Source organism: Listeria ivanovii subsp. ivanovii (genome assembly GCF_900187025.1).
Classification (GTDB): Bacteria; Bacillota; Bacilli; order Lactobacillales; family Listeriaceae; genus Listeria; species Listeria ivanovii.
On record NZ_LT906478.1, the window covers coordinates 1,385,777 to 1,403,778 of the forward strand.

The 18,002-nt window shown below is 37.3% G+C and carries 15 protein-coding genes; all 15 read left to right on the forward strand.

The window, feature by feature from the left end:
- Positions 1–309 precede the first annotated feature (309 nt).
- The 15 genes from CKV67_RS06885 (at position 310) to mutS (ending at position 17,995) form a co-directional block, all read left to right on the forward strand.
- Positions 310–1,851, forward strand: coding sequence for an ABC transporter ATP-binding protein (locus CKV67_RS06885; protein WP_014092769.1), 1,542 nt, complete (start codon positions 310–312; stop codon positions 1,849–1,851).
- Positions 1,844–2,896 (forward strand): ABC transporter permease, encoded by a 1,053-nt coding sequence (locus tag CKV67_RS06890; protein ID WP_014092770.1) that lies wholly within the window; start codon positions 1,844–1,846, stop codon positions 2,894–2,896. Before CKV67_RS06885 ends, CKV67_RS06890 begins: the two co-directional genes overlap by 8 nt.
- Complete coding sequence (locus CKV67_RS06895; protein ID WP_014092771.1) at positions 2,893–3,843, forward strand: ABC transporter permease; 951 nt, start codon at positions 2,893–2,895, stop codon at positions 3,841–3,843. The genes CKV67_RS06890 and CKV67_RS06895 overlap by 4 nt, the downstream gene beginning before the upstream one ends.
- Before the next feature lie 116 nt (positions 3,844–3,959).
- On the forward strand, positions 3,960–5,252 hold the full coding sequence (yfmF, locus tag CKV67_RS06900; RefSeq protein ID WP_025279924.1) for an EF-P 5-aminopentanol modification-associated protein YfmF: 1,293 nt from the start codon (positions 3,960–3,962) through the stop codon (positions 5,250–5,252).
- Positions 5,233–6,516 carry an EF-P 5-aminopentanol modification-associated protein YfmH gene (gene yfmH / locus CKV67_RS06905; RefSeq protein WP_014092773.1) on the forward strand — a complete coding sequence of 428 codons (1,284 nt, stop codon included), beginning with the start codon at positions 5,233–5,235 and terminating at the stop codon, positions 6,514–6,516. Before yfmF ends, yfmH begins: the two co-directional genes overlap by 20 nt.
- Before the next feature lie 95 nt (positions 6,517–6,611).
- Positions 6,612–7,343: an elongation factor P 5-aminopentanone reductase gene (gene ymfI / locus CKV67_RS06910; protein ID WP_014092774.1), complete on the forward strand. Its 732-nt coding sequence runs from the start codon at positions 6,612–6,614 to the stop codon at positions 7,341–7,343.
- A 49-nt stretch (positions 7,344–7,392) separates the two neighbouring features.
- Complete coding sequence (locus tag CKV67_RS06915) at positions 7,393–8,346, forward strand: helix-turn-helix domain-containing protein (protein ID WP_014092775.1); 954 nt, start codon at positions 7,393–7,395, stop codon at positions 8,344–8,346.
- Between the two features lie 84 nt (positions 8,347–8,430).
- On the forward strand, positions 8,431–9,009 hold the full coding sequence (gene pgsA / locus CKV67_RS06920; protein WP_014092776.1) for a CDP-diacylglycerol--glycerol-3-phosphate 3-phosphatidyltransferase: 579 nt from the start codon (positions 8,431–8,433) through the stop codon (positions 9,007–9,009).
- A gap of 67 nt (positions 9,010–9,076) precedes the next feature.
- Entirely contained in the window at positions 9,077–10,339 is a 1,263-nt protein-coding gene (locus CKV67_RS06925; protein ID WP_014092777.1) for a competence/damage-inducible protein A, read from the forward strand.
- A 256-nt stretch (positions 10,340–10,595) separates the two neighbouring features.
- Entirely contained in the window at positions 10,596–11,642 is a 1,047-nt protein-coding gene (recA, locus tag CKV67_RS06930) for a recombinase RecA (RefSeq protein ID WP_003719674.1), read from the forward strand.
- Positions 11,643–11,942: 300 nt separating this feature from the next.
- Entirely contained in the window at positions 11,943–13,505 is a 1,563-nt protein-coding gene (gene rny, locus CKV67_RS06935) for a ribonuclease Y (protein WP_012985597.1), read from the forward strand.
- A 113-nt stretch (positions 13,506–13,618) separates the two neighbouring features.
- A complete protein-coding gene (locus CKV67_RS06940; protein ID WP_014092778.1) occupies positions 13,619–14,116 on the forward strand; it encodes a GNAT family N-acetyltransferase in 498 nt (165 codons plus the stop codon).
- Between the two features lie 4 nt (positions 14,117–14,120).
- Positions 14,121–14,924: a TIGR00282 family metallophosphoesterase gene (locus CKV67_RS06945; RefSeq protein ID WP_014092779.1), complete on the forward strand. Its 804-nt coding sequence runs from the start codon at positions 14,121–14,123 to the stop codon at positions 14,922–14,924.
- A 16-nt stretch (positions 14,925–14,940) separates the two neighbouring features.
- A complete protein-coding gene (locus CKV67_RS06950) occupies positions 14,941–15,303 on the forward strand; it encodes a YlbF/YmcA family competence regulator (protein ID WP_014092780.1) in 363 nt (120 codons plus the stop codon).
- A gap of 109 nt (positions 15,304–15,412) precedes the next feature.
- The gene (mutS, locus tag CKV67_RS06955; protein ID WP_014092781.1) at positions 15,413–17,995 is read left to right on the forward strand and encodes a DNA mismatch repair protein MutS; all 2,583 of its coding nucleotides are present in this window, start codon (positions 15,413–15,415) and stop codon (positions 17,993–17,995) included.
- The last annotated feature ends 7 nt before the right edge of the window (positions 17,996–18,002 follow it).

An 18,002-nucleotide genomic window follows, 5' to 3' on the forward strand; every position in this document is an offset into this window, starting at 1 on the left:
AACCCTTTTACTAAAAGAAAATAATCGGTATATTGGAATTTATGATTGCAATGAATGCCATTTAGAAATAAAATAAGGAGATGGCTTTTTTAATCACTTAAAAATGCACAATCGCTTTCATACATAAATGAAATAATTACTAGCGTGTAAAACATACAAAGCAATTAAGTGGAAAGCCATTAACAACAAACGGATAAAAAACTCGGAACCTTCTTCGGGAGGAAGTACGGGGAGAGGCGGCGTCCTTCGAGAGAATCGCGCGAGTGGCTGTTTTTCCAGTTTGAACCAGACGACAAGGGGAGTGAAGAAGTGGACTTTGTTATTGAAATGTTAGGAATCAGGAAGGAATTCTCTGGATTTGTAGCAAATGATAACATTACCTTACAATTAAAGCAGGGTGAAATCCATGCTTTGTTAGGTGAGAATGGCGCAGGGAAATCTACGCTAATGAATGTCTTGTTTGGTTTATATGAACCAGATGGTGGCGAAATTCGCGTTCGTGGCACAAAAGAAAATATCAATAGCCCGAACAAAGCGAATGAACTTGGAATCGGTATGGTCCATCAGCATTTTATGTTAGTGGATAAATTTACGGTTGCTGAGAACATCATTCTCGGGAAAGAGCCAAGCAAACTAGGTGTTATCGAAAAGAAAAAAGCAGTAGAGGAAATAAAAGAAATTTCTGATCGTTACGGTTTGCGTGTAGATCCAAATGCAGTTGTGAGAGATATTTCCATCGGTATGCAACAACGGGTTGAGATTTTAAAAACACTTTATCGTGGAGCAGACATTTTAATTTTCGATGAACCAACCGCTGTTTTAACACCTCAAGAAATTAAAGAATTGATTCAAATTATGCGCTCACTAATTAAAGAAGGCAAATCAATTATTTTAATTACACATAAATTAAAAGAAATTATGGATGTTTGTGACCGTGTAACTGTTATCCGCCGTGGTAAAGGTATGGGTACGGTGAACGTTCCTGAAACAACGCCACAAGATTTGGCCAATTTAATGGTTGGTCGTGAAGTTGTCTTTACAACTGAAAAAACCGAAGCGCATCCTGGTAAAGATGTTTTGGAAGTAAAAGATTTAGTTGTCAAAGAAAGTCGTGGTGTCGAAAGTGTTCGTGGACTTAATTTAACTGTCAGAGCTGGTGAAATTGTTGGGATTGCAGGAGTAGACGGAAACGGCCAAAGTGAGCTGATTTCTGCAATTGCTGGTCTTTCCAAAGTAACAAGCGGTACTATTCAATTAAATGGCGAACACATCGAAAATAAAAAGCCTCGTAAAATAACCGAGGCCGGCCTAGGACATATCCCAGAAGATCGTCATAAACACGGTTTAGTACTGGAAATGTCACTTGGAGAAAATATTGCGCTACAAACTTATTACAAGAAACCGATTTCTAGCAAAGGCTTTTTAAATCACAAAGCAATGTATGAGTTTGCTCGTGAACTGATTGAAGAATACGATGTTCGTGCAAGTAGCGAATACGTAGCAGCAAAATCGCTTTCAGGCGGTAACCAACAAAAAGCGATTATTGCAAGGGAGATTCATCGTAATCCAGATTTCTTAATTGCGGCTCAACCAACACGCGGACTTGATGTTGGGGCAATTGAATTCATCCATCGACGCTTAATTGAACAACGAGATAATGGAAAAGCAGTGTTACTTATGTCGTTTGAACTAGATGAAATTATGAATGTTAGTGATCGGATTGCCGTTATTTATGAAGGGAAAATTGTTGCTATTGTTGACCCGAAAGAAACAACAGAGCAAGAACTTGGTTTAATGATGGCTGGTTCATCCAAACAAGAAGCGGAAACGGGGGAAAAAGAACATGTCTAAACGACTACAAGCGTTAGTTATCCCAATTACAGCCGTTATTCTTGGACTTATCTGTGGTGCGATTATCATGCTTATTTTTGGATATGATCCAATTGCTGGTTATTCAGCACTCGTTGAAGGTGTTATTGGTGAACCATTCTATATTGGTGAAACTATTCGTCAAGCCACTCCTTATATTTTAGTTGGTTTGTCTGTTGCTGTTGCCTTTAAAGCTGGTCTTTTCAATATTGGAGCAGAAGGTCAAATGTTGATGGGCTGGTTAGGTTCTATCATCATCGCAGTAAATTTTGATGGCTTAACAAAATGGATTCATTTGCCGCTTGCGATTATTACTGGGATGGTTTTCGGTGCTATTTGGGCATTTATTCCAGGTATTTTAAAAGCAACTTTACGTGTGAATGAAGTTATTGTAACCATCATGCTTAACTATACAGCACTTTATATTTTCAACTATGTGGTACAAAATTTACTTACGGATGGTTTAGATAAGACGGAGGCTATTCATGAATCTGCTTCTTTACAATCGGAACTATTACAATCAATGACCGATTACTCCTCGCTACATTGGGGGATATTAATCGCACTTGGTTTTGCACTTATTATTTGGTTAATGTTAAATAAAACAACATTTGGTTATGAAATCGAAGCAGTTGGATTTAACGAAAATGCTTCACAGTATGCCGGTATGAGTGTAAAGAAAACAATTATCTTCTCAATGGTTATTGCTGGGGCGCTTGCTGGTCTTGGTGGCGTAATGGAAGGACTTGGGACATATGGAAATGCATATGTATTAGCTTCTTCTCCTGGGATAGGTTTTGATGGTATCGCTGTAGCATTACTGGGTGGAAGTTCTCCAATTGGAATCGTCTTCTCGGCAATTTTGTTTGGTGCGTTAAAAGTTGGTGCACTAAATATGCCAGCAGTAGCAGGAGTTCCAAACGAATTAGTCAATGTCATTATCGCTCTGATTATCTTCTTTGTGGCATCCAGCTACATTATCCGCTGGGCGATGGCAAAATTTAAGAAGGGGGCGAAAGCAGAATGACAGCCATTTTAGCGACAATTGTTTCTAGTACACTGCTTATGGCAGGCCCGCTAATTTTTACTGCACTCGGGGGCGTTTACTCTGAACGTGGTGGTGTAGTTAACATTGGACTAGAAGGTATGATGGTAATGGGGGCATTCTCAGCTATCGTCTTTAACCTTACTTTCCAAGATACTTTTGGGGCCTTAACTCCTTGGATATCACTTATTGCGGCAATGCTTGTTGGGGGAGTCTTCTCACTAGTTCATGCCGTTGCAACGATTAATTTCCGCGCTGACCATGTAATCAGTGGTGTAGCTATTAACTTTTTAGCAACTGGTCTATCTTTATTCCTTGTAAAAGTAATTTATGATAAAGGCCAAACAGATCAAATTAAGTATTACTTTGGTAAACCAGATATTCCTGTTTTAAGTGATATCCCAGTTATTGGCGATATTTTCTTCAAAAACGTTCCGGTAATGAGTTATGTTGCGATTTTATTCGCGATCGTTTCGTGGTTTATTATTTACAAAACTCGCTTTGGTCTTCGTCTTCGTTCTGTAGGGGAGCATCCTCTTGCAGCTGATACGATGGGAATCAAAGTTCGCTGGATGAGATATCAAGGTGTTATCATCTCTGGTATTCTTGGTGGTCTTGGTGGTGCGGTTTATGCCCAATCATTTACACTTGATTTTGGCCATGCAACCATCTCTGGTCAAGGTTATATGGCACTTGCCGCAATGATTTTTGGTAAATGGAACCCACTTGGCGCAATGGGAGCTGCCATTTTCTTCGGATTTGCGCAATGTTTGGCCATTTCTGGTGGTTCATTACCATTCTTCAAAGACATTCCAGACGTTTACTTACAAATTGCACCTTATGTGTTAACAATTCTTGCTCTAGTTGGCTTTATCGGTAAATCCGAAGCGCCAAAAGCAGACGGTGTTAACTACATTAAAGGAAAATAATAATGGTAACAGCCTAGATTTGGTTCTAGGCTGTTTTTTTATGCTAGAAAATTGTGCGCGACAACAACTTAGGATACAATAGATAAGTGAGATAATTGCTTGAAAGGAGCATAATAATGACAAACAAAATATTTCAAGAAAAAGTTGGTCCGGTTGTATTAACTATCGTACCCACCGAAAAATATAAATCAAATAAAATTGTGTTTAAATTTCGTGCTCCATTAGAAAGAGAAACAGTAACAAAACGTTCCCTTCTTTCGATATTGTTAGAAACAAATAGTGAAAAATATCCTACACAAACTGCTTTTAGAAAGCAATTAGCTAATTTATACGGTGCTAATTTCTACACAACGACGGCAAAAAAAGGCAACGAACATGTGTTAACAGTCATTTTTGATATGATTGACGGACAATATGTTTCTGATGGCGACCATATGCTTGAAGATGCTTTTGCTTTTATCGAAGAGGCGCTTTTTCATCCGAATGCTACAAATGGTGTTTTTGATGTAGAAACACTTTCAAGAGAAAAAGAAAATTTGAAAAGCAGTTTAGAAGGTATTTATGATGATAAAATTCGTTTTGCTTCTAAACGTTTAGTAGAAGAAATGTTCCAAGAGGATGAATATCGCTTTGGTGCAGCTGGTGTGCTAGAGGATATTGATAGCATCACGCCTGAAGACTTATACGCTTATTATTTACAATTTATCGCAGAAGATACGATAGAAATATTCATTTGTGGAGACGTGACGAAAGAACAAGTAACCCCTCTAATTAAGAAAATGGCTTTCTCTGCACGTTCGGAACGCAAAGGTGTATTTTATACGAAAGATGCACCAAAAAATGTACAAATTATTCATGAAAAACAAGCAATTAATCAAGGTAAACTAGTTTTAGGTTACCAAACAGATACATTGTTTGGCGATGATGATTTTGTTGCCTTGCAGCTTGCAAATGGATTATTAGGCGGTTTTGCTAATTCGAAAATCTTTATAAATGTTCGAGAAAAAGCTAGTTTAGCTTATTATGCATCTAGTCGAATTGATTCTTTTAAAGGATTTATGGTCATTTCTGCAGGTATTGATGAAGTAAACTATGAACAAGCTTTAAATATCATTCAAGAACAGGTAGTTGCTATGCAGCAAGGGGATTTTACGAGTGAGGAGTTAAATCAAACAAAAGAAATGCTTGTGAACCAATTGTTAGAAACAAATGATCAAGCGCAAGGATTAATTGAGCTTGTATACAATAATGTGCTAAGGGAAGCTGATTTAGATCTTAACAATTGGATTGCAAAAATAAAAGCAACCACAAAAGAAGAAGTCGTTCAAGCAATTAATAAAATCAAACCAGATACTATTTATTTCTTAAGCAAGGGAGGAGAAGAACTTCATGGAAAAAATCACATTTGAGCAAGTAAAAGAAGCTGTTTTCCATGAGAAAATGGCGAATGGTTTACAAGTCTATCTTCTTCCCAAAAAAGGTTTTAGCAAGACTTACGCAGTATTTACAACAAACTATGGTTCTATTGATAATAATTTTGCGCCAATCGGAGAAACAGAATTCACAAAAGTACCAGATGGAATTGCTCACTTTTTAGAACATAAAATGTTTGAAAAAGAAGATGGCGACGTGTTTTTTAAATTTGGAGAAAAAGGAGCATTTACAAACGCCTTTACTTCTTTTACAAAAACAGCTTATCTCTTCTCAAGTACATCACGCGTGGAAGAAAATCTAGAAACATTAATTGATTTTGTACAAGAACCATATTTTACAGAAGAAACGGTAGAAAAGGAAAAAGGTATTATCGGACAAGAAATTAGAATGTATGACGATGATCCGGATTTTCGTGCATATTTTGGCGTAATCGAAAACATGTACCACAATCATCCAGTAAAAATTGACATTGCTGGAACAGTGGAATCCATAGCGGAAATCAACAAAGATTTACTATATCTTTGTTATAACACTTTTTATCACCCAAGTAATATGGTATTATTTGTTGTTGGGAATCTAGAACCAGAAGAAATGATGAACCAAATTCGCGCTAACCAATCGAAAAAATCATTTCCAAAAGCAGCTCCTATTAAACGACACTTTCCGGAAGAACCAAAAACAGTTGCTGTAAAAGAACGCAAAATGAAATTTCCGGTTCAAATCGCGAAAAATTTAGTGGGAATTAAAGAAGATATTGGCTCGTTAGAAGGTCAAGCAGCCATTAAACAAGAAATTATTGGTGACGTAGCGCTTGAAATGTTATTCGGAACAACTTCTGACACATACCTAGCACTATATAATGAAGGAATTATTGACGATACATTTGGTTACGATTATACTCTCCAAGATAGCTTTTCATTCGTGCTTGTTGGTGGCGATGCAAAAAATCCAGATGAACAAACAGCTAAAATATTAGAAGCTATTCAAGGAGCAGCAAAAAATGGTTTACAAGCAGCAGATTTGGCACTTGTAAAACGGAAACGCATTGGTCAGTTCCTACGCTCACTTAATTCACCAGAGTTCATTGCTAACCAGTTTAGTCAATATGTCATGAAATCTGCTTCCTTGTTTGATATTTTACCACTAATGGAAACAGTTACATTGGAAGAGGTTAATGCATTCGTGAAGAACTTGGATGCACAGGAACGAACTACCACATTTCAATTACTTCCGGAATAAGTAGAAAGTGACTAACGATTTTTTAGTATAATAAATAGCAAAAAATCGTTAGTCATGCTATCATAAAAGAAATAGACTGGAAAGGGTTGCCTTTTTTGGATAAAGAAATAAAATATGCTTTTGTAACTGGAGCTAGTGGAGAAATTGGACAAGCGATTTGTTTATCCCTTGCAAGAGCTGGCTGGAACTTGTATATTCATTACTATCAAAATAAACAAGCTGTAGAAAGTTTATTGCCACATTTACTAGCTGAAAATGTTGATGTTATCCCGATTCAGGCTAACTTTGACGATATTACGAGTGTGGCAGAAATGGAAAAGCAAGTTTTTCAAATAGATGCATTTATCCATGCGGCCGGGAGCTCGCATTATGCGTTATTTCAGGATATGACAGATATAGATATAACTAAATTATGGAATGTGCACATGTTCATACCAATGCAATTAATCCGGACTTTTATTCCAAAGCTAACGAAAAGTAAACAAGGAAGAATCGTGTTTATTAGTTCAATTTGGGGCGAGGTTGGAGCGGCAATGGAAGTAGCTTATTCAACTGTAAAAGGTGCACAAATTGCCTTTTGCCGTGCGTTAAGTCAAGAACTTGGCCCTTCTGGAACAACTGTGAATGCAGTTGCGCCAGGAGTCGTACAAACTAAAATGATGGATCAGTTTTCCACTGAAGAACAAGCTATACTTCGTGAGGAAATTCCCTTCAAACGTTTTGCCAAACCACAAGAAATTGCAGATACAATAGAATTCATAACAAGTAAAAAAGCAAACTATATCACTGGAGAAGTTTTGCGCATAAATGGCGGTTGGCTTATGTGAAATTAGTAAAAAGTGGAAATTTTATATTAGTAATGGTAGGTGTTTAATTTTGACAGAACTCGGTGATAAACTGAAACAAGCTAGACGTGAAAAAGGACTCAGTTTAGACGACTTACAACAAATAACGAAAATTCAAAAACGTTATTTAGTAGCGATTGAAGAAGGTAATTATGCTGTAATGCCTGGAAAATTTTATGCAAGGGCATTTATTAAACAATATGCAGAGGCGGTTGGACTCGATAGTGCAATACTCTTTGACGAGTTTGAAAGTGAAGTGCCTGAAACGCCGCAACAAGAAGTGGTTAATAATGAGCCATCACGAGTACAAAGTAAAAGAAATCCAATGCCTGCGCAATCTGTGGGCAATCAAGCAAGCTCACGTAATCGTTTTTTTGATATTTTACCAAAAATCTTAATTGCTTTATTTATTGTTTTTATCTTATTCATCGTTTGGTTTTTCTTGCTTAATAAACAGGATAACTCGACTGAAAAAGTAAAAACAGATACAAGCAATCCAACGGTGAAAGTGGAAGATTCAACTAAAAACGAAGATACGAATAAAGATACTACCAAAAAAGACACAACGGAAAAAGATACAAGTAAAGACACAACAACAAAAGATAAAGAAACAACGGATAAAACAGAAGACAAGTCCAAAGAAGTGGAAGTAACTAAAGGCGAAACATCTGGTAATGCCACCACTTATACAGTGAAAAATACAGATAAAATGGCACTTTCTCTTAGTGCAACTGGCGATTCATGGATTGGCGTGTCTGATGTAAGTGGGAACACTATCCAAAATGTTACTTTATCCGAACAAAATCCATCTGTCGAAATTGATTTAGGAACAAATAAAACTGTTACAGTTGTGATTGGAAATGCACCAGTAACAACCGTGAAAATCAATGGCGAACAAATTGAGCTAGCGCCAACACTTGTTAAACAGGTATTAACTATTAATCTGGAATCTAGTGATAGCGATACTAGTTCGGATACACAATAATAGACGTTATATGGCGAAATCTAGCAATTAGATTTCGCCAACATTTTTAGTACATACAGTTTGAATGAAAAAGGAGAGAAAAAAATGAATTTGCCAAATAAATTAACGGTTATCCGGATTTTTATGATACCAATTTTTGTTATTCTTTGTGTGGTGCCCTTTAATTGGGGTAGCGTTACTTGGCTCGATTCTACCATCCCAGTTACAAGCTTAGTTGCTACCATTATTTTCATCATAGCAGCTCTTACAGACTGGTTTGACGGCCATCTAGCACGTAAATATAATTTGATTACCAATTTCGGTAAATTTGCAGATCCGATGGCTGATAAGCTTCTTGTGGCAGCAGCGTTTATTATTCTAGTAGAAATGCACATTGCTCCTTCTTGGGTCGTTATTTTAATCATCAGTCGTGAACTTGCTGTGACAGGTCTTCGTTTGCTTTTAGTAGAAGGTGGAGAAGTACTAGCGGCAGGTCAACTTGGGAAAATTAAAACCTTCACACAAATGATTGCTATTCCATTAATGCTATTAGATAATTTCCCATTTGCTTGGACAGGTATTCGCGTTGATTTAATTTTCTTATATGTTTGTGCGTTCTTTGCAGTATGGTCTGGGATTGACTATTTCTACAAAAACCGTGGCGTATTTAAAGGCTCCATGTAATAAAGGAAAAAGCATACCATGTGTGCTTTTTTTCTATACCAAGAATTTGTTAGGGAGATGAAAAGAAATGGCAAATGCAGAAATTATTGCTGTAGGAACAGAATTATTATTAGGACAAATCGTTAATTCAAATGCCGCTTTTATTTCACAAGAATTAGCAGCGGACGGAATTTATGTCTATCATCATACAGTTGTTGGAGATAACCCAGAGCGTCTAAAGAAAGTGATAAAAATTGCTGAAAACCGCAGTGATATTTTAATCTTCACAGGTGGACTTGGACCAACTGAAGATGATATTACGAAACAAATTTTAGCTGAACATTTGCAGAAAAATTTAGTAATTGATCCATTTCATATGAACAAGATTACTGAACATTTTGCTTCAAGAAGTCGTACGATGACTGAAAACAATAAATTACAAGCAGTCATTATTGAAGGGGCGATTGTTTTAAATAATGATTATGGCTTTGCTGCAGGGATGTTTTTACAACAAAATAATCATACATACATTTTATTACCTGGACCTCCTTCTGAAATGAAACCAATGTTTAGTCATTACGCAAACCCTTTGCTTGTAGAAGATAATGGGGCGGAAAATATTTTAGAATCTAAAATTATGCGTTTTTTTGGTATTGGTGAATCTCAACTAGCTGCGGATTTAAATGATTTGATTGTAACACAAGTGAATCCTACTATCGCTACCTATGCTGGGGATAATGAAGTGATTGTGCGTATTACGGCAACAGCCAAAACAAAGGAAGAAGCAGCGAATCTAGTCAATGAAACCGAACAAGAAATTCTTCAACGTGATGGAGCTTTCTTATATGGTTACGGAGAAGTTTCTTTGCCAGAATTAGTAACGGCGATGTTGCTCGAGAAAAATATTACCATATCAGCTGCTGAAAGTTTTACTGCTGGTCTATTTCAAGCCGAAATTGCTCGTTTCCCTGGAATTTCGAAAATTTTCAAAGGTGGGATAGTTACTTACAGTGCCGAAACAAAACAATCTATTTTACAAGTTTCCAAACAAATAATTGCAGATAAAGGTGTTGTTAGTTCGGAATGTGCTACTGAGATGGCAGATAATGTGAGACGGCTTTGCAATACCGATTTAGGTATTAGTTTTACAGGTGTCGCAGGACCAGACAGCTTAGAAGGTCATCCAGCAGGGACTATTTGGATTGGCTTAAGCGTCAAAGGGTACAAAACAGAAGCCTATCAATTTGTTTATGGTCGAGATAGAAATCATAATCGCCGCCGAGCTGTAAAACAAGGATTTCAACTAATTAAGCAGTTTTTAGACACCAATGCTTCATTTTCTTTTAAGTGAAAAAAGAATTTTGGCTGGCAAAAAGCAAAAAGGAGCTATAAAAAAGTATTAGACGCAAGCTTGAAATCCGGCTATAATTAAGGAGAAAGTAGCCGGTACTTACACAAAACAAAAAATACGAATAAATGTTCGCTTTTTACTTGCTAATCGCTCTGAAATACGTTATAGTAATTCTAGGAAATACATTCTGACTGTTTTTTCGAGAGAGAAGAAGTAGAGAAACAGCTATTAGGATATTTATGAAGGAGGCAACAATGTGAATGATCGTCAAGCGGCATTAGACCAAGCTTTAAAACAAATTGAAAAACAATTCGGTAAAGGTTCCATTATGAAATTAGGGGAGCATTCAGACCAAAATATATCTACTATTTCTAGTGGCTCATTAGCATTAGATATTGCTTTAGGAGTCGGCGGATATCCAAGAGGGCGTATTATTGAAGTATACGGACCCGAAAGTTCTGGTAAAACAACTGTTGCACTACATGCAATTGCAGAAGTACAAGCACAAGGCGGAACAGCGGCATTTATCGATGCAGAACATGCACTCGATCCTGCTTATGCAAAAAATCTTGGTGTTAATATTGATGAGTTACTTTTATCTCAACCAGATACGGGAGAACAAGCATTAGAAATCGCTGAAGCATTAGTAAGAAGTGGCGCGGTTGATATGTTAGTTATTGACTCTGTGGCAGCACTTGTACCACGAGCGGAAATTGAAGGCGAAATGGGAGATGCGCATGTTGGTTTGCAAGCACGCTTAATGTCACAAGCTTTACGCAAACTTTCTGGCGCTATCAATAAATCTAAAACTATCGCAATTTTCATCAACCAAATTCGTGAAAAAGTTGGGGTTATGTTCGGTAATCCGGAAATCACGCCTGGTGGTCGGGCGCTTAAATTCTATTCTACTGTCCGTTTAGAAGTAAGACGTGCAGAACAATTGAAACAAGGTACGGATGTAATGGGGAACAAAACAAAAATTAAAGTAGTAAAAAATAAAGTAGCTCCACCATTCCGTATTGCGGAAGTAGATATTATGTACGGAGAAGGTATCTCACGCGAAGGCGAGCTTGTTGATATGGCTGCAGAAGTAGATGTTATCAATAAGAGCGGCTCATGGTATTCTTATAAAGAAGAACGTATCGGTCAAGGTCGTGAAAATGCTAAACAATATCTAAAAGAGCATACTGATATTCGTGACGAAATCTCCAAGCGTGTTCGTGAAGAATATGAAATAGATGGAAGCAATAAAGAACCATTAGCAGAAACAGAAGAAACATTAAGCTTGCTTGATGACGAATAATTAATCTGAAATACGTGCTAGGAAATTCACTTCCTGGCACGTATTTTTTACTATTTAAAAAAAACTATGGAAAATAAGCTGTCATTTCATTCCTTTTCTTGACATTGTTTGCTTTGACCTATAAAATTAAGTTGTATATTTTATATTGCTGGGAGACAAGGGGGATGTTTTTCCTTTGAAAATCGGCTTCAACTGAATGGGGAGATTAGCACTCGGTTGTTGATGAAAAATACGCATGTGCCAGAATTCTGGCCACCGACATAACAATAACGAAAATTGAATAGCAAAGGAGGTGTAAGGATGACAATCGCAATCACGATCATCTCCAGTTTGCTTTTCTTAATCGTCGGTCTAGTTGTTGGTTCTCTAATTTTTAAATCTAGTACAGAGAAAAAACTGGCTGCTGCAAGGGGGACTGCTGAATTAATTGTAGAAGATGCAAAGAAAGAAGCAGAAACTACAAAAAAAGAAGCATTGCTTGAAGCGAAGGAAGAGAATCATAGGTTACGTACTGAAATCGAAAATGAACTTCGTGGGCGAAGAACAGAGACACAGAAAGCAGAAAATCGCTTATTGCAAAGGGAGGAAAACCTCGACCGTAAAGATACTTCTTTAAGTAAACGAGAAGCTACACTTGAAAGAAAAGAGGAGAGTATCAGTAAACGTCAACAACAAATTGAAGAGAAAGAAAGCAAACTAGCTGAGATGATTCAAGCGGAGCAGACAGAACTTGAAAGAATTTCTGCACTGAGCAAAGAAGAAGCGAAATCAATCATCCTTAACCAGGTAGAAGATGAATTAACACATGATACAGCAATCATGGTGAAAGAATCGGAAAACAGGGCGAAGGAAGAGTCGGATAAAAAAGCAAAGAATATTCTCTCACTAGCTATCCAGCGTTGTGCAGCTGATCATGTGGCAGAAACAACGGTATCTGTTGTTACCTTACCAAATGATGAGATGAAAGGACGGATTATCGGACGTGAAGGCCGTAATATCCGCACGCTAGAAACGCTAACAGGAATCGATTTGATAATTGATGATACACCAGAAGCAGTAATACTTTCTGGATTTGATCCAATTCGACGAGAAATCGCTAGAATCGCCTTAGAAAAACTTGTTCAAGATGGAAGAATCCATCCAGCTCGCATTGAAGAAATGGTGGACAAAGCCCGTAAAGAGGTGGACGAACACATTCGCGAAGTTGGTGAACAAGCAACATTTGAAGTGGGAATTCATTCCATTCATCCTGATTTAATAAAAATTCTTGGCCGCTTGCGTTACCGTACTAGTTACGGACAAAACGTTCTTAACCACTCACTCGAAGTTTCGAAACTTGCTGGAATTTTAGCAGGGGAGCTCGGGGAAGATGTAACGCTTGCTAAACGGGCCGGACTACTTCATGACATTGGTAAAGCAATCGACCATGAAATTGAAGGAAGTCATGTAGAAATTGGTGTGGAACTTGCAACTAAATACAAAGAAAATGATGTAGTAATCAATAGTATTGCTTCTCATCATGGAGATACAGAGGCTACTTCTGTTATCGCTGTATTGGTTGCTGCAGCAGATGCACTTTCTGCCGCAAGACCAGGAGCTCGTAGTGAAACGCTAGAAAACTATATTCGCCGTTTAGAGAAATTAGAAGAAATTTCTGAGTCTTACGATGGTGTAGAAAAATCTTATGCTATTCAAGCAGGACGTGAAGTACGTATCATTGTTGAGCCAGATGCTATTGATGATCTTGCTTCTTACCGACTTGCTCGCGACATAAGAAAACGAATTGAAGAGGAATTAGATTATCCTGGTCATATTAAAGTGACCGTCATTCGTGAAACAAGAGCAGTAGAATATGCTAAATAAAAATGAAAGATACATCCCAAATTTATTTTGTGGTGTATCTTTTTTTAATCGGTTGCCTACCATGAATAAGAACGGTATAATCAAAGGATAACATTAAAAGGGAGGCGGATTTTTTGAGTGAGTGGAAAATTTTGCCGATGCTACGAGAGCACTATTCAGCAGTAGCAGCAATTCATCAAGAAGGTATTGATACAGGTAATGCTACTTTTCAAGAAAAAACACTAACCTTAGATGAGTGGAATCAAAAATATTTAAAAATAGGTAGGTTGGTAGTTATTTTAAATGGACAAGTAATTGGCTGGGCAGCATTACTCCCATTTTCTAGTATGAATGCATATAGGGGTGTTGCAGAGCTAAGTATATACATAGCAAAGAGCGCTCGAGGAAAAGGAATTGGTAAAGCGTTAATGCAAGAAATAATTCAGACAAGTGAAGAAAATGGCTTCTGGACACTCCAATCATTAATTTTCCCTGAGAATAAAGCTAGCATCGCACTTCATCACACATTTGGTTTCCGAACATTATGTATACATGAAAAATTAGGTGAAATGAACGGAACTTTTCGTGATGTTGCCTTATTAGAACGAAGAAGTAATAGAAACGGAGAATAGCGAAATGAAATTATTATTTATCGGTGATGTTGTTGGTTCAATTGGCCGCGACGCCGTAACAGAATATTTACCACAATTAAAGAAAAAATATAAACCAACCATTACTGTTATCAATGGTGAAAATGCTGCAAGTGGTCGAGGAATTACAGAAAAAATTTACAAAGATTTTCTAGAGCTTGGTGCAAATGCTGTGACACTTGGTAACCATACTTGGGATAACCGTGATATTTTTGAATTTATCGATGATGCGAAATATCTCGTTCGTCCAGCTAACTTCCCTGATGATACAACACCTGGCACTGGAATGGTATTTGTAAAAAGTAATCAGCATGAGATTGCTGTTATTAATATGCAAGGCCGTACTTTTTTAGCAGATTTAGATGACCCCTTCCGCAAAATGGACGAACTAGTGGAAGAAGCTAAAAAACGAACAAATATCATTTTTGTTGATTTTCATGCTGAAACCACAAGTGAAAAAGAAGCAATGGGCTGGTATTTAGATGGACGAGTGACCGCTGTTGTTGGAACACATACCCATGTACAAACATCAGATAATCGGATTTTACCAGAAGGGACTGCTTATCTTACGGATACTGGAATGACTGGACCATATGATGCGATACTTGGAATGGAGAAAGAAGCCGTTATCCGTCGTTTTAAAACGGCTCTGCCAACTAGATTTGAAGTACCAAAAACTGGTCGTGCAGTCTTATCAGGATGTTTGATTACACTAGATGAAACAACTGGGAAAGCGCAAAAAATTGACCGAATACTCATCAATGAAGACCACCCATTTTCCTTTGATTAAGAATGGAGATGAAATTATGACTGTTTCAAAAGAAGAAATAATGAAAAAAGCAACGGAACTTCGTGACGCATTAGAACAAACCGAAGAAGTATCTTTTTACCGGTTAGCAGAAGAACGAATTAATGCTAACTCCAAAGTAGCGACGAAAGTTTCTAAAATAAAAGCACTACAAAAAGAAGTAGTCAATCTAGAACATTATCAAAAAATGGAAGCGATGAGACAAACGGAAAATCAAATTGAAAATGTTAGAGCAGATATTGACTCATTACCGATTGTAACGGAATTTAGACGTGCACAAGAAGATGCTAATGACCTGCTACAATCTATCACTTCAGAGATAACTACCAAAGTAACAGAAGAACTAGAAAAAGATAATTAATCACTTGAAACTGTCGAATTACTGGCAGTTTTTTCTTTTTAGCTTCACAGAAAAATGAAACTTTATGCTATAATGGAAGGATGAAAATGAAGTAAGGGATGATGAGATAATGACAGAGTATACACCAATGATTAAGCAATACTTGGAAATCAAAGATAAATATCAAGATGCTTTCTTATTTTTCCGTTTAGGAGATTTTTATGAAATGTTCTTTGAGGATGCGCTAAAAGCTTCTCAAATTTTAGAAATTACACTTACTGGTCGTGAGGGTGGAACGAAAGAGAAAATCCCGATGTGCGGGGTTCCATATCATTCTGCGAGTGGATATATTGATACCTTGATTGAAAAAGGATATAAAGTCGCTATTTGTGAACAAGTAGAAGATCCAAAAACAACAAAAGGCATGGTAAAACGAGAAGTAGTTCAGTTAATTTCACCCGGAACTGTGATGGATGAACGGGGTCTTAAAGCAAAAGAAAACAACTATATTGCAGCACTTTACTGTTATGAAGGAAAAGAATATGGTTTTGCTTACTCTGACCTATCTACCGGAGAGCTGAAATCCACAGTTATCGATGCGAGTGAAGATCGTCTAATTAATGAGCTAACAACACTTTCAACAAGAGAGTTAGTCGTTTCGTCAACTGGAAAAGAAGTACTCTCAAGTGCAATGAAAGAGCAACTAGGCCTCACTTTTTCTATTCATGAAGAAGATGCGATTCCTACTGAAAACGAAAAGTTGGTTACTCGCCATATGTCTTTATCAGAAAAGCGAGCAATTGGTAAATTACTACATTATTTAAAAGAGACACAGAAACGAGATCTTGGTCATTTACAACAAGCTGTCCACTATGAAACAAGTAGTTATATGAAAATGGATTATTATTCAAAACGTAACTTAGAACTAGCGGAGTCCATTCGTGGCAAAGGACGTCAAGGGACACTGCTTTGGCTACTTGATAATACGCAAACGGCAATGGGTGGCCGAATGTTAAAACAATGGATAGATCGACCGCTAATTGATCGTAAAAAGATTATCGAACGTCAAAATGATGTCAGTGAACTTATGGCTCATTTTTTCGAACGCTTAGAACTGGTAGAAAACTTAAAAAATGTATATGACCTAGAACGTCTTGCTGGTCGGGTTGCATATGGTAATGTTAACGCACGCGACTTGATTCAGCTGCGGAATTCGTTATATCAAATCCCGCGAATTCGTGCAACACTACTTTCAATGAATACACCTAGCTTAACTGAGCTAGCAAACCAACTAGACCCATGCGAAGAATTGACTGAAAAACTAGAAGAAGCAATTATGGACTCCGCACCGATTTCAATTCGCGAAGGCGGCATTATTAAAGACGGATATAACAGTCAATTAGATACTTATCGTGATGCAAGCAGGAATGGTAAAACATGGATTGCTGAATTAGAACGGAAAGAGCGGGAACTAACAGGCATTAAAACGATGAAGGTGGGTTTTAATCGCGTGTTTGGTTATTACATTGAAGTTACCCGAGCGAATACACATTTGCTCCCAGAAGGTCGCTATGAGCGTAAACAGACCCTAGCTAATGCCGAACGTTATATTACTCCAGAATTAAAAGAGAAAGAAAAACTAATTTTAGATGCAGAAGAGAAAAGCATGGAATTAGAATATCAATTGTTTACAGAAGTCCGAGAAACTGTAAAAGACTACATCGAACGCCTTCAAAAACTAGCAAAATCTGTCAGCGAAATTGATTGTTTACAAAGTTTTGCAGATGTTAGTGAGAAAAATCATTTTATTCGCCCAACACTTAGCGAGGATGGGTCACTCCATGTAAAACAAGGTCGTCATCCAGTTGTAGAAAAAGTGATGGGAGCACAAAGCTATGTAGCCAATGATTGTGATTTAGACAAGAATAGAGAAATATTACTAATTACCGGTCCGAATATGTCCGGTAAAAGTACGTATATGCGTCAAGTTGCATTGATGGCAGTTTGCGCACAAGTAGGTTGTTTTGTACCAGCAGAAGAAGCAATTTTACCGATTTTTGACCAAATTTTTACAAGAATAGGTGCAGCGGATGATTTAATCGCCGGCCAAAGTACTTTTATGGTAGAGATGTTAGAAGCTCGAAATGCCATTGTTCATGCTACTAAAGATAGCTTAATTTTATTTGACGAAATAGGACGCGGAACTGCTACTTATGATGGAATGGCGTTAGCACAAGCTATTATTGAATATATTCATGAAAACGTACATGCCAAAACGTTATTTTCAACTCATTATCACGAATTGACTGACTTAGAAAAAGAGTTATGCGGTTTGCAAAATATCCATGTGAGTGCTGTAGAAGAAAATGGCAAGGTTGTTTTCCTTCACAAAATCAAAGAAGGACCAGCTGATAAAAGCTATGGGATTCATGTTGCTGAATTAGCCGAATTACCAAAGTCATTAATTGAACGCGCCAGCCGGATTCTCGAACAGCTTGAAAACGACGATAAAAAAATCATTATTTCCAGTGAAACACAACCAGAAGAAATTCATGAGGAAATACAACTTTCGATGTTCCCAGTAGAGCCAGAGAAAAAAACATCTTCCAAAGAAGCAAAATTAATCAAAGAAATTGCTGCGCTAAATATTATGCAAATGACTCCAATGGATGCAATGAATAAATTATATGAACTACAAAGTAAAACGCATTAAAAAGAGA